This is a genomic window from Burkholderia sp. AU31652, from assembly GCF_002223155.1.
Lineage (GTDB): Bacteria > Pseudomonadota > Gammaproteobacteria > Burkholderiales > Burkholderiaceae > Burkholderia.
The window spans coordinates 1894505-1907919 of sequence record NZ_NKFG01000005.1 but is presented as its reverse complement, the minus strand read 5'-3'; the positions used below and the strand labels follow the sequence as shown (position 1 = coordinate 1907919).

Sequence of the window (13415 nt, the reverse complement as noted above, 5' to 3'; positions counted from 1 at the left end):
GCCGGCGACGCGGGCCCGGCGGGTTACGCCTGATCGTCCGGTTGCGGCCGGTTGAACCACTGCCGGCTCGAGCGCGACAGCAACAGCAAGGTCGCCAGCGTGAACAGGCAGTAGACGGCGCTCAGGAAATCGACCGGCCGATGGGCGACCGTAAAGGCCATCAAGGCGAGCGTGGCGATGACCAGCCCGATCATCGTGATGCGCGCCCAGTTCTTCCGGCGCGCGATCTGCACGACGAGCAGCGCGAGGGCGAGGGCGATCGCGATGAAGGCCGCCGCGAGTATCTGGACGATCCTGACGCGTAACGCGTCGCCCGAGACGCGGTCGAGCAGGGCCGGAACGATGGCCGACTCGAAAATGGCGATCCGGTACGCGAAGATGCACCATGCGCCTGCCAGCAGCGTGACGGCCACCCGGACCGTTTCCGGCGTATCTCCGCCGAAAATCGGCATATTCTTCAGCGAAGTCATTTTCATTCCGATGGGTTCCTTCGCGGCGGCGGGCATGCCGCTTGCGCTCGGCTGGCGGCGTCGCGGCCGCAGGCGGGAATCGATCGTCGCAGCGTAGCACAGGCGTCGGCGCCGGCAATGGCCGGTTCGTTTCGCGGCCGGCGCGCACCTTCCTTCACGATCGACCGGAGCAAACATGAAGACGAGATTTGTCAGCGCGGCGGCCCGGGCCGCGACCATCGGCATCCTGATGGCGGCAGCGGCAGGGAACCTGCCCGCCGCCGCGCAGGGCGCGTCGTCGCCCGTCGGGTCGGCCGCCGCGACCCCCGACAACGCGGTGCTGCTCACGGTATTCCTGAAACACGACCAGTCGCGCCCGCTTGCCGAACTCAATGCGCAGCTCGCGAAGCAGGGGTTTTACAAGGCATTTCCGCCGCCGGGTGTCGAAGTGGTGAGCTGGACCGTGACGATGGGGATCGGGCAGATCGTCGTGCTGCGGTTGCCGGCGTCGCGGCTGCGGGAGGTCAATCGCGTGCTCGAGGATACGGCGTGGGGCGCGTACCGGACGGAGTTCTATCCGACTTACGACTACAAGGCGATCGGGTTGGGGGAGCATGAGCGGGCGAAGTGACGGCAAGCGGGTGCTTGCCCGAGACGGCGCCTCCCGTCCCGGAAAGCCGCGCGGCGTTGCGTATTTGTCCCTGTCCGCGCGGGCACTCCCGGCGATTTTTTCCCAAATGCATCACAAGTCATTCATCAGATGAAAAAACCATCCCGGTTCCCGGTATGATGCGCACCTTGCGTCGCAGGACGCCTTGTTTCTTTATGCGTTTTTGATGGTCGAGTTACCACAAATCCGCACAAAGCCGACGTGAAAGATTCTGTAATATAAATTCCGTATACTCGTAAGTTCTGACCCAGGCGCCTCCGAGCCCGTCTTCGGCCGGCCGCCCACGCAGAACAACCACAGATACGTCGCCGCCCGGCCAACCCGCGCCGCGACACGCTATGCACCACCACTGAACAACTTATGTCTTCCCGCCACTCTGGTTCGCCTGGTCGTGCCGCGGCGGTGATCGCCCGTGCCCGGGCGCTGATCCGCAACGAGCGCGTGCTGTCGCCGCTGCTCGCGCTCGGCATCGGCCTGCTGCTGATCGTGGTTTTCCAGCACCTGTCGGAATCCGTCGACTACCGGTCGGTGATCCGCCAGCTGCGTCACATGTCCGTCGGCGAATGGGGCGCGTCACTGGCCGCGACGGCCCTCAGCTATCTCGCGCTTGTCGCCCGCGACGCGGTCGGCCTGCGCTACGTCGCCGCGAAGGTGCCGCGCGTCGCGCTGTGGATCGGCGCGATCGCCGGGTCCGCGCTCGGTAACGCGACCGGCTTCGGCGCGCTGACGGGCGGCGCGGTGCGCGCACGCGTGTACGGCGTGTCGGGCGTCACGCCCGCGCAGATCGGCCGGATGACGGTGTTCACGAGCGGCACGCTGGCGCTCGCGATGGTGTTGATGACGGCAGTCGGCATGGTGTGCATGCCGGAAGCGCTCGCCGCGATGCTGCACGTCGCGCCCGGCGTGCTGACCTGGACCGGGGCGGCGCTGCTGGTGGTGCTGGCCGCGATGGTCGTGATGTGCGGCCACACCGCGCGCCCGGTCGTCACGCGCTTCAAGTGGCTGTCGTTCGACGTGCCGGCACGGCGCGATCTCGTCGCGCAGGTCGTCTATGCGGTACTCGACGTCGTCGCGGCGGGCCTGACGCTGTGGGTGCTGCTGCCGGCCGCGCCGGTCGGCTTCCCGACCTTCATTACCGTTTACGCCGCCGCGTTGTTGCTCGGGATGATCGGCCATACGCCGGGCGGGATCGGCGTGTTCGAAGCCGCGATGGTCTTCACGCTGGGCCGCGAAGTGCCGCCGCACGCGATGGTCGCCGCGCTGATCGCGTATCGCGCGATCTATTTCGGCGTGCCGCTCGTGCTGTCGGCCGGCCTGCTGGCCGGTTTCGAGGGCCGCGCGCTGCGGCGCCGGCTCGTGACGCGGCAGGCCGTGCGCGTGTCGCAGCTCGCACCGGTGTTCCTGAGCCTCGTGACGTTCGCGGTCGGCGGGATGCTGGTGATCTCGAGCGCGACGCCCGCGTTCTGGCACCGGATCGCGATCCTGCGCCACCTCGTGCCGCTGTGGGTGCTCGAAGGCTCGCAGGTGATCTGCAGCGTGCTCGGTGTCGCGCTGCTGTTCGTCGCGCGCGGGCTGCTGCGCCGCCTCGACGGTGCCTGGTGGATGACCTTCGCGCTGACGCTCGCCAGCCTCGCGCTGTCGCTGGCGAAAGGCCTCGCGTTCGTCGAGGCCGGCGTGCTCGGCACGCTGCTGGTGCTGCTGCTCGTCAGCCGTCGCCGCTTCAACCGCCATTCGTCGCTGCTGGCGGAGCGCTTCACGGTGAGCTGGTTCGTGTCGGTGGCAATGGTGCTGATGCTGGCCGTGTGGGTGCTGTTCTTCGCGTTCCGCGACGTGCCGTACACGCGCGAGCTGTGGTCGCATTTCTCGTTCGACGCGCGTGCGCCGCGGGCGCTGCGCGCGACGCTTGCGTCCGGCGTGTTCGTCGCGCTGTTCGCGCTGTGGCAACTGCTGCGCCCGGCGCCGGGCCGTTTCGTGAAGCCCGCGGAGCAGGACCTGTCGGATGCCGAACGAATCATCCGCGCGCAGGAATGCAGCGATGCGGGCCTCGCGCTGATGGGCGACAAGTCGTTCCTGTTCTCGGAGTCCCGCCGGGCTTTCCTGATGTATGCGAAGAACGGCCGCACGTGGGCCGCGCTGCACGATCCGGTCGGGCCGCGCGAGGAATGGCCGGCGCTGATCAGCAAGTTCATCGCGCTCGCCCACGCGCATAGCGGCCGTGCGGCGTTCTACCAGGTGCGCGCGAACGCGCTGCCGCTGTATCTCGACGCGGGGCTCACGCTGATGAAGCTCGGCGAGGAAGCGCATATCGCGCTCGACCGGTTCGACCTGAAGGGTTCGAACCGCTCGCACCTGCGCTACGCGCTGCGCCGCGGCGACAAGGACGCGCTGACGGTCGAGGTGATCGCGCCGAGCGACGTGCCGGCCGCGCTGCCGGCGCTGCGCGACATCTCGGACGGCTGGCTCGACAGCCGCGACGCGCGCGAGAAGAGCTTCTCGGTCGCCGCGTTCCACGACGGCTATCTGGCGACGCAGTCGGTGATGCTCGTGCGGCAGGCCGACAAGCCGATCGCGTTCGTCACGTTCATGACGACCGACCTCAACACCGAGGCGACGGTCGGCGTGATGCGCCATCTGCCGGACGCGTCGCCGTACGCGATGGAGTACCTGTTTACGCAGCTCGCGCTGCATCTGAAGGAAGCGGGTTTCCGCAAGCTGAGCCTGGGCATCGCGCCGTTCTCGGGGATGGGGGCGGCGAAGATGCCGTCGCCGTTGCACCGGATCGGCCTGATGGTCTGGCGCTTCGGCGGCCGCTTCTACAACTTCCGCGGCTTGCGCGCATTCAAGAGCAAGTTCGAACCGCACTGGGAGCCGCGTTACCTCGCGGCCTCGGGCACGGTCGGCGTGTTCGTCACGCTGGCGGATCTGTCATTGCTGGCTGGAGGTCGGCGTTCATGATGTTGAAGAAGGGAATCGCGCGGGCGGCAGCCGCCTGCGCGGGAATGATGCTGGCCGGCGCCGCGTGCGCCACCCAGCCAGCCGCAATGAAGGCCGAAACCGTATCGGGCGGCCGCTACGGGCCCGTGACCGTGACCAAACCCAGCGGGCCGTTGCGCGGCTTCGTCGTGCTGTTCTCGCGCGAGGCCGGCTGGAATGCGGCCGACCAGCAGGCCGCCGAGGCGCTCGCGAAGGCCGGGGCGATGACGGTCGGCGTCGATTCCGAGCGGTATGCGATGAATCTCGCCGCGAAGCAGGAGACCTGCCATCACCTCGACGGCGACGCCGAAGCGGTCAGTCACCAGCTCGAGCGCCTTGCACAGTCGTCGCGCTACTTCACGCCGATCGTCGCGGGCGTCGGCCAGGGCGGCACGATCGCGAAGCAGATCCTGTCGATGGCGCCGGAGAACACGATCGCCGGTGTCGTATCGGTCGATCCGGCCGCCAAGCTCGATCCGCGCTTCAAGCCGTGCCCGCCCGATCCGACGATCGTGCGCCGCGCGATGCCGGGCTTCGTCGACACGGCGGCCACGGGCGATTCCGCGAAGCTCGTGTCGCTCGTCACGTCGCATCTGCTGGACACTACCCGCGGCGACGAACTCGACGTGTCGGACCTGCCGCTCGTCGAGCTGCCGGCCAAGGGTGGCAACGGCCAGCTCGCGATCGTGATCTCGGGTGACGGCGGCTGGCGCGATCTCGACAAGACGATCGCCGAGGCGCTGCAGCGCGACGGCGTGTCGGTGGTCGGCATCGACAGCCTGCGCTATTTCTGGAGCGAGAAGCCGCCGGCACAGGTGAGCCGCGATCTCGCACGCGTGATGCGCACCTACATGGCGCGCTGGCATGCGAACCGCGTGGCGCTGGTCGGCTACTCGTTCGGCGCCGACGTGATGCCGTTCGCGTACAACCGGCTGCCGGCCGACCTGCGCGACAAGGTCGCCGTGATGTCGCTGCTCGGCTTCGCGCCGGCCGCCGATTTCCAGATCCGCGTGACGGGCTGGCTCGGCATGCCCGCAAGCGACAAGGCGCTGAAGGTTGCGCCGGAAATCGCGAAGGTGCCGCCGCAGCTCGTGCAGTGCTTCTATGGCGCGGAAGAGAAGGACACGATGTGTCCGGCACTCGCGAACACGGGCGCCGACGTGATCAAGACGCAAGGCGATCACCACTTCGGCCGCGACTACATCGCGCTCGAGAAGAAGATCCTCGGCGCGTTCGGCAAGCCGGTCGCGGCACGCTGAACGCCGGCGCCCGCTTTGCGGCGGGCGCCGACCGGTAGCTTCCGGTTCATCGTACGGGCGGCCTGCGGGCCGCCCGTTTCATTTTGCGGCGGGCGTTGCCGTTCGCGCATCGTGCTGATAGAAGCCGGTGAACCGGTCGAGCTGACGCCGCGCGGCCGCGAGGTCCGTGCCGTCGCCGAGCACCGCGCTCGAAAACCCCGTGCGTTCCATCAACAGCAACTGGTCGACCAGCACCTCGCCGGTCGCGCGCAGATCGCCCGTGAAGCCGTAGCGCTTGCGCAGCAGGTACGCCTGGCTGTACGCACGCCCATCGGTGAACGACGGAAACGCGAGGTCGATGCGCGCGGCCCGCGCGATGTGTTCGGCGAGCGGCGGCAGTTCCTCGTCGTTGCCGATCGTCAGCGTCGCCGTGCCGTGCTGCTGCGTGTCGCCGGCGTGTTCGGCCGGTGTCAGCAGCCGGATGCGTGTGGTCGACTTCTCTCCGTGCGTCATGCCTGCTCCACCTGATGGCGCGCGTCGTTCGCGGCGGCCTTGAAGGGTTCCGTGCCGATGCGGCGGACGGTGTCGATGAATCGCTCGCTGCGGCCGTCGTCGTCGATGCGCGCGTCGAGATAGGCGTTGACGATCGCATCGACGACATCGACGATCTCGTCCGCCGAAAACGACGGGCCGATCACCTTGCCCGGCCGCGCGGGGCCACTCGCGGCCGAGCCGTCCGAGCCGCCGAGCGTGACCTGGTACCACTCGGCGCCGTCCTTGTCGACGCCGAGGATGCCGAGGTGGCCGCTGTGATGATGGCCGCACGAGTTGATGCAGCCGCTGATGTGCAGGTCGATGTCGCCGACGTCGTGCAGCATGTCGAGATCCTGGAAGCGTTCGGCGATCGCATCGGCGATCGGGATCGAGCGAGCATTCGCGAGCGCGCAGAAGTCGCCGCCCGGGCACGCGATCATGTCCGTCAGGAGTCCGACGTTCGCGCTGGCGAGCCCGATCGCGCGCGCGTTTTCCCACAGCAGGAACAGGTCGTCGACATGCACCCATGGCAGCACGACGTTCTGCGTGTGCGTGACGCGCGCCTCGCCGGCCGAGAACTGGTCGGCGAGATCGGCGAGCGCGTCGAGCTGGTCCGGCGACGCGTCGCCCGGTGCCTGCAGGCGGCGCTTGAACGACAGCGTGACGATGCGCAGCGCCGGATCGCGGTGGTCGGCCACATTGCGTGCTAGCCAGCGCGCGAAGGCCGGATGGCGTGCCGCCTGGGCGGACAGGCGCAGGTTCGCGTCGCGCAGGCTGACCGTGCGCGGCTTGAGCCGCGGCGGGACGAACGATGCGGCGACGCGGTCGAACTCGACCTGTGGAATCGTATGCAGCCCGCCGTCGTGATCGGCGATCTGGCGGAACTCTTCCTCGACGTCGTCGATGTAGCGCTGTCCCTCGGTCTTCACGAGGATCTTGATGCGCGCCTTGTACTTGTTGTCGCGCCGGCCGTAGCGGTTGTACACGCGGACGATCGCCTCGATGTAGTTCATCACGTGCTGCCATGGCAGGAACGCGCGCAGCAGCGTCGCGATCATCGGCGTGCGGCCCATCCCGCCGCCGACGCTCACGCGAAAGCCGAGTTCGCCCGCGTCGTTGCGCACGAGCTTCAGCCCGACGTCGTGCCAGTCGGTGGCGGCGCGGTCTTCGGTCGCGCCGGTGATCGCGATCTTGAACTTGCGCGGCAGGAACGCGAATTCGGGGTGCAGCGTGGTCCACTGGCGCATCACTTCGGCGAACGGGCGCGGATCGGCGATCTCGTCCGGCGCGACACCCGCGCGCTCGTCGCACGAGATATTGCGGATGCAGTTGCCGCTCGTCTGGATGCCGTGCATGTCGACGGTCGCGAGCAGGTCCATCACGTCGGCGGCCTTGTCGAGCGGAATCCAGTTGAACTGCACGTTGGTGCGCGTCGTGAAGTGCGCGCTGCGGGTCGGCAGGCGCAGCGTGCCGAGCAAGGCCTGCGCGTCGGATGCGGCGCGGTAGGTGGCGTCGTCCGGCACGTCGTAGTCGCGCGCGATCCGCGCGAGCACGCGCAGCTGTGCGCTCGACAGTTCGCCGTACGGGACGGCCACGCGCAGCATCGGTGCGTGGCGCTGCACGTACCAGCCGTTCTGCAGGCGCAGCGGCCGGAATGCGTCTTCGCTCAGCGTGCCGTGCTGCCAGCGTTCGAGCTGGTCGCGAAACTGGGCGGCGCGGCTGTGCACGAGCGCCCGGTCGAAAACGGTATATCGATACATGACGTGATACGCGAGAGGAGCCGTGGCGCGGCGCGCGCGGCTCGGGACAGACGTTGCGACGGGTGTCAGGCAACCGGAGACAGCGTAGGGAACGCGGTGCGGCGCGACAAGCAGCAGATGGGGACGAAAAGGGCGCAGCAGATGGCCGGCGTGGCGCCGGCGCGGGCCGGGCATGCGTGCGGGCATGCCCGTGGCGGGCGTTTAAACGGCGGCGTCGACGACGAGCGCCGGATCGAGCGTGCGGATGCGCTGGTCGATGAAGTAGCCGCCGCCTTCCTGATAGCGCAGGAACAGGCGGCCGCACGAGCGGCAGCGGTTGACGGTGCAGCGGTTGTACGGGAAATGGCGCAGCGCGATCGGCGCGTCGTCCGACGCGTAGTGCGTGCCGCCCGGGTGATATTCGGCGTAGGTCGGCTCCGTCTCGCCGGGCGGCGCGAGCGTGGCGACTTCGGTCAGTTGCGCGTCCTGCAGCGACAGCGGCAGGGTCGTCCAGCCGGCAAGCGGCGTTTTCGTGCAGATGCACGATTGCGTGACGTGCGCGGCTTCAGCCGTCAGTTTCAACAGCGCGTCGTGATCGAGGTAGGGCAGTTGACTCATGGGCAATCATGAAGGGCGGCGGGATCAGCACTGTAACCTGCGTGCGGATTGCGCGCATCACCGTGACGCAGGCGGTGCGCACGGGATGAGATTCAACCGCCCTTGCGCACGGAAGGCTGCGCGACGAGCTCGCCGAGTACGCGGATCGCACGCTCGATGTCGCGGCTCCACGGATGGCCGAAGTTCACGCGCACGCAACGCTCGAAGCCGTGCGCGGCCGAAAACAACGGCCCCGGCGCGAAGCTGATTCCGCGTGCGATGGCCTGGCGATGCAGCTCCATCGCGTCGATCGCGTCGGGAAACGCGAGCCACAGAAAATAGCCGCCTTCAGGCCGCACCCACTCGACGCCGGCCGGCAGACAGCGCCGCAGCGCGTCGTCCATCCGGTCGAGCTGCGTGTGCAGCGCGCCGCGCAGCTTGCGCAGGTGCCGGTCGTAGCCGCCGTGCTCGAGATAGTTCGCGATGCCGACCTGCGCGGGGATGCTGGCCGACAGCGTCGTCATCAGCTTGAGCCGCTGCACCTTCTCCGCGAACCGGCCGGCGGCGGCCCAGCCGATCCGGTAGCCGGGCGCGAGCGTCTTCGAGAACGAACTGCAATGCATCACGAGGCCGTGCCGGTCGAACGCGCGCGCGGGCAGCGGATAGTCGGGGCCGAAGTGCAGCTCGCCGTACACGTCGTCCTCGATCAGCGGCACGTCGCGCGCGGCGAGCAACGCGACGAGCGCGCGCTTCTTCTCGGCGGACAGCGTGACGCCGGTCGGATTCTGGAAGTTGGTCATGAACCAGCACGCGCGGATGTCGTGCCGGTCGAGCGCGTTCGCGAGCGCGTCGAGATCGAGGCCCATGCGCGGATCGACGGGAATCTCGACCGCACGCAGGTCGAGCCGCTCGAGCGCCTGCAGCGCCGCATAGAAACCGGGCGCTTCGACGGCCACGACGTCGCCGGGCCGCGTGACGGCCATCAGGCACAGGTTCAGCGCTTCGAGCGCGCCGTTCGTGACGACGATCTCGTCGATCGGCTGCGAGATGCCGGTCGCGAGATAGCGCCGCGCGATCTGCTGGCGCAGCGCCTCGTTGCCGGGCGGCAGGTCGACGACCGTGCTCCACGGGCTGACGAGCCGCGTGGCCTGCGCGAGCGATTTCGCGAGACGCGGCAGCGGAAACAGTTGCGGCGACGGGAACGCGGAGCCGAGCGGCACGATGCCGGGTTGCGTCGCCGCGTCGAGGACGGAGAACACGAGGCTGCTGATGTCGACCTTGCGGGTGACGCCGGCGCGGCTTGCCTGGCGTTTGGCGGCCGGGTTTGCCGCCGGCGTGGCGCCCGGCGCGACGTAGTAGCCCGAGCGTTCGCGCGCGCGGATCAGCCCCCACTGTTCGAGCAGGTAGTACGCGCGAAACACCGTCGACTGGCTCACGCCGTGCTGCGCGATGATCTGCCGCAGCGACGGCAGGCGCGTGCCGACGGCGAGGTTGCCGGTGCGGATGTCGTCGGCGATCGTGTGGGCGAGGGTTTCGTAGCGTTTCATCGGCGAGGGTGGCGCGCGTCGTCGCCACGCGCGGGCCGGGGTGGCGCCGCGCCGGCGGGCGCGGCTCATTGTCCGATGCGCGGCCCGAAAAGGAAAGCGCAGGCGCGGCGGCCGCGCTTTCCGGCTGCGTCAGGCCGCGTTCGGCTCGACGTTCTGCCGGTTCGGGGCGCCGCGCAACGGCGGCAACGGCTCGACCTTGCCGACGATGAACAGGTACGACAGCGCGCCGACCACGCACAACGCACCGGCCACCGCGAGCGGCACGACGAACGAGCCCTTCGTGATCGACAGCATCACGCCCGTGAACGTCGTGATGAAGATCCCCGCGAGATTGCCGGCGAAGTTCTGGATGCCGCCGAGCGATGCGACATGCGCGGGCGTCGGCGCGACTTCGCCGACGAGCGTCCACACGTTGGCGCCTGCAAACGACAGGCTCGCATACGCCAGTGCGAACAACCCGAGGCAGGCCCACACGTTCTCGACGAAGGCCGACAGCGCGATCGACGAAGACAGCAGCATGCCGAGCACGAGGCAGGTCTTGCGCGCGGCGGTCGCGCTCCAGCCGCGGCGAAACAGGCTGTCCGACACATAGCCGCCGAGCCAGCCGCCGGGAATCGCGAGCAGCGCGGGCAGCATGCCCCACGTGCCGAGCGACGCGAGCGAGAAGCCGCGCGACTGCAGCAGGTAGCTCGGGAACCACGTGATGAAGAAGTAGATCGCGAAGTTCAGGCAGAACAGCCCGATCATCATGCCCCACACGGTGCGGTAGCGGAACAGGTCGAGCCACGACACCTTCGGGCCGTCGGTTGCGGCCGCAACGGTCGGTGCGCCGCGCTGCGCGAGCAGCGCATCGACGGCGTCGGGCGCGATCGCACGGTAGCGTTCCGGATCGCGATAGACGAACCACCACGCCAGTGCCCACACGATGCCGATGCCGCCCGTGATCACGAACGACCCGCGCCAGCCGACGATCGAGATCAGCCACGCGACGAGCGGCAGCGACAGCGCGGAGCCGACGCGCGAGCCGCTGTCGAAGATGCTGCTCGCGAGCCCGCGTTCGCTGCGCGGGAACCAGTTGAACGCGACCTTCGCGAACGACGGGATCGCGGCCGCTTCGCCGACGCCGAGCATCAGCCGCACGCCGACGAGCTGCGTGAGGCCGCGCGCGGCGCCCGTCGCGACGGTGAACACCGACCACCAGCCGACCGCGAGCGCGAGGCTCACGCGCACGCCGACCTTGTCGATGAACCAGCCGGCCGGCAGTTGCAGGAACGCGTAGGTCCAGAAGAATGCGCTCAGCACGAGCCCCATGCCGACCGCGTCGAGGCCGAGGTCGGCGCGGATGCTGGGCGCCGCGATCGCGAGGTTCGCGCGGTCGATGAAGTTGATGACGTTGGCGAGGAAGCACATGAGGATCATGGCCCATCGGATGCGTGGCATGCGGTGTCTCCGCGCGGAATGTCGTGACGGGCCGCCGGCGATCCGCAGCGCCGGCGGCCTCGATGGGCGGGTTATCGCGTGGCGTGCGACGGCGTGCGGTCGAACTTCGCGAGCGCTTCCCACAGGCCGTTCAGGTAGACCGCGCCGAGCGCGCGGTCGTAGAGGCCGTAGCCGGGCTTGCCCGTCTCGCCCCAGATCATGCGGCCGTGATCGGGGCGCACGTAGCCGGTGAAGCCGGTGTCGTGGTATGCCTTCACGATCGCGGCGATGTCGAGCGAGCCGCAGCTCGACAGGTGGGCGGTTTCCTCGAAATCGCCGTTCGCGTCGACCTTCACGTTGCGGATGTGCGCGAAGTGGATGCGGCCCATCGCGCCGAATTCGCGCACGAGCGCCTCGACATCGTTCTGCGGGCCCGCACCGAGCGAGCCCGAGCACAGCGTCAGCCCGTTCGCGGGCGTGTCGACGATGCGCACGATCCGCGCGAGATCATCGCGGTTCTTCACGATGCGCGGTAGCCCGAAGATCGGGCGCGGCGGATCGTCGGGGTGAATCGCCATCTTCACGCCGGCTTCCTCGGCGACGGGGATGATCGCCTTCAGGAAGTATTCGAGGTTCGCCCACAGCGCGGCTTCGTCGACGTCGCGATACTCTGCGAGCAGCGCCTTCAACTGTTCGGGCCGGTAGCTCGAATCCCAGCCCGGCAGTGCGATGCCGTCGTCCGGATCGATCCGGTCGACCGCATCGGTGCTGAACGCGAGGCAGGTCGAGCCGTCGTCGAGCGTCTTCGACAGCTCGGTGCGCGTCCAGTCGAACACGGGCATGAAGTTGTAGCAGATCACGCGCACGCCGGCCGCGCCGAGATGGCGAATCGTCTGACGGTAGTGGTCGATCAGGCGGTCGCGGCCCGGCTTGCCGAGCTTGACGTCCTCATGAACCGGCACCGACTCGACGACTTCGAACTGCAGGCCGGCGCGCTCGATCGTCGCCTTCAGCGCGTCGATCTTGTGCGCGGGCCAGACTGCGCCCACCGGTTCGTCGTAGATCGCGGACACGATATGCGTGACGCCCGGGATCTGGCGGATGTATTGCAGCGAGACCGGATCGGACTCGCCATACCAACGGAAAGACATCTTCACTGGCGCGGCTCCTGGCTGGCGGTTGTGGCATCGGACGAACGGGCGGCAGCGTGCCGGCCCCGTCTCCGGTGTGCGGATTATGATTGGTATGCCAGTTGTGCGGGATAGTGGTTTACCAGTTGTCGAGGTGGAATCGGGTGTCAGCGCATCACAGGAAAGGCATGCGTCGCGCCGGCCACCTCGCCGAATCGGAGGCGGCCCGAAATTGGTGTACCATTTTGGCGATCCGGCGCCGCGACGGCGCCGGCCAGCCTGTTGCGAGCCTTTCGATGACCGATCTTTCCAGCCTGCCCGCCAGCCGCGATACCGATGCCGCGGACCGCTCCTATATCGGCCTTGCGCGGCAGATTCACGCGATGGTGGCCGCCGGTGCGTTCGAGGCCGGCGCGCGGCTGCCGTCCGAGCGCAGCCTGGCCGACCAGTTCGGCGTGAGCCGCACGCAGGTGCGCGAGGCGATCATCGCGCTCGAGGTGCAGGGGATCGTCGAGGTGCGGATCGGTTCGGGCATCTACGTATCGGCGGCCGACGCCGCGCGGCCGGTGACGTTCGAGGTGCCGCGCGGCCCGGGGCCGATCGAGACGCTGCGCGCCCGCGGGCTGATCGAGGCGGAAGTCGCGGCGCTCGCGGCGACCGAACGCAAGGACGCGGATCTCGACCGGCTGTTCTTCTCGCTGACGACGATGCGCGAGCAGATGGACGACAAGGTCGCGTACGACGCGGCCGATCGCCAGTTCCACCTGCGTATCGCGGAATCGACCGGCAACACGGTGCTGCTGCACATGGTCACCGCGATGTGGGACTGCGCGCGCAGCGATCCGCTGTGGGACAAGATCGAGGAGCATTTTCACTCGACCGCGCTGCGCGAGGCGTCGCAGGAAGATCACCAGCGGATCTTCGCGGCGATCATGGCGCGCGACGCAACGGCGGCACGCGACGCGATGCGTGCACACCTGTCGCGCGTGATCGCGGAATTCACGCAGGCGTGGCGCTGACGCGCGTTCCGTCAGAGGAACAGGCCGGCGTAACGTTACCGTCATACGGCGGTGAGGCTTGGCGCGCGCGGCCCCGTTGTACGGCTTCTTCCGATTGCAT

11 protein-coding genes are annotated in these 13415 nt (G+C 68.6%); 4 read left to right on the top strand and 7 right to left on the bottom strand.

The annotated features are described in order from the left end of the window. Window positions 1-23: 23 nt before the first annotated feature. Complete coding sequence (locus tag CFB40_RS26120) at window positions 24-647, bottom strand: hypothetical protein (RefSeq protein ID WP_143329885.1); 624 nt, start codon at window positions 645-647, stop codon at window positions 24-26. Between CFB40_RS26120 and CFB40_RS26115 the strand changes: the two genes are divergently transcribed. From CFB40_RS26115 to CFB40_RS26105, 3 genes are all read left to right on the top strand, one after another. Further along, window positions 646-1080 (top strand): hypothetical protein, encoded by a 435-nt coding sequence (locus CFB40_RS26115; protein WP_089427322.1) that lies wholly within the window; start codon window positions 646-648, stop codon window positions 1078-1080. The genes CFB40_RS26120 and CFB40_RS26115 overlap by 2 nt on opposite strands. Window positions 1081-1479: 399 nt before the next feature. After that, entirely contained in the window at window positions 1480-4074 is a 2595-nt protein-coding gene (gene mprF / locus CFB40_RS26110) for a bifunctional lysylphosphatidylglycerol flippase/synthetase MprF (RefSeq protein WP_089427323.1), read from the top strand. Next, window positions 4071-5351, top strand: coding sequence for a virulence factor family protein (locus CFB40_RS26105; protein ID WP_089432811.1), 1281 nt, complete (start codon window positions 4071-4073; stop codon window positions 5349-5351). Before mprF ends, CFB40_RS26105 begins: the two co-directional genes overlap by 4 nt. 78 nt (window positions 5352-5429) lie before the next feature. Here the strand turns inward: CFB40_RS26105 and CFB40_RS26100 are convergent, their stop codons facing one another. The 6 genes from CFB40_RS26100 to uxuA all read right to left on the bottom strand — a co-directional run bounded on the left by CFB40_RS26100 (window position 5430) and on the right by uxuA (window position 12323). After that, window positions 5430-5843 (bottom strand): DUF934 domain-containing protein, encoded by a 414-nt coding sequence (locus tag CFB40_RS26100; protein WP_089432810.1) that lies wholly within the window; start codon window positions 5841-5843, stop codon window positions 5430-5432. After that, window positions 5840-7624, bottom strand: coding sequence for a nitrite/sulfite reductase (locus CFB40_RS26095; RefSeq protein ID WP_089432809.1), 1785 nt, complete (start codon window positions 7622-7624; stop codon window positions 5840-5842). Before CFB40_RS26095 ends, CFB40_RS26100 begins: the two co-directional genes overlap by 4 nt. Before the next feature lie 201 nt (window positions 7625-7825). Further along, window positions 7826-8221 carry a hypothetical protein gene (locus CFB40_RS26090; RefSeq protein ID WP_089432808.1) on the bottom strand — a complete coding sequence of 132 codons (396 nt, stop codon included), beginning with the start codon at window positions 8219-8221 and terminating at the stop codon, window positions 7826-7828. Window positions 8222-8313: 92 nt separating this feature from the next. Then, window positions 8314-9747, bottom strand: a complete 1434-nt coding sequence (locus tag CFB40_RS26085) for an aminotransferase-like domain-containing protein (RefSeq protein ID WP_089432807.1) — start codon at window positions 9745-9747, stop codon at window positions 8314-8316. A gap of 129 nt (window positions 9748-9876) precedes the next feature. Continuing rightward, the gene (locus tag CFB40_RS26080) at window positions 9877-11187 is read right to left on the bottom strand and encodes an MFS transporter (protein WP_089427329.1); all 1311 of its coding nucleotides are present in this window, start codon (window positions 11185-11187) and stop codon (window positions 9877-9879) included. A 71-nt stretch (window positions 11188-11258) separates the two neighbouring features. Further along, window positions 11259-12323 carry a mannonate dehydratase gene (uxuA, locus tag CFB40_RS26075; RefSeq protein WP_179255087.1) on the bottom strand — a complete coding sequence of 355 codons (1065 nt, stop codon included), beginning with the start codon at window positions 12321-12323 and terminating at the stop codon, window positions 11259-11261. A 269-nt stretch (window positions 12324-12592) separates the two neighbouring features. Here uxuA and CFB40_RS26070 point away from each other — a divergent pair, with 269 nt between their 5' ends. Then, on the top strand, window positions 12593-13315 hold the full coding sequence (locus CFB40_RS26070) for a FadR/GntR family transcriptional regulator (protein ID WP_089429080.1): 723 nt from the start codon (window positions 12593-12595) through the stop codon (window positions 13313-13315). Window positions 13316-13415 lie beyond the last annotated feature (100 nt).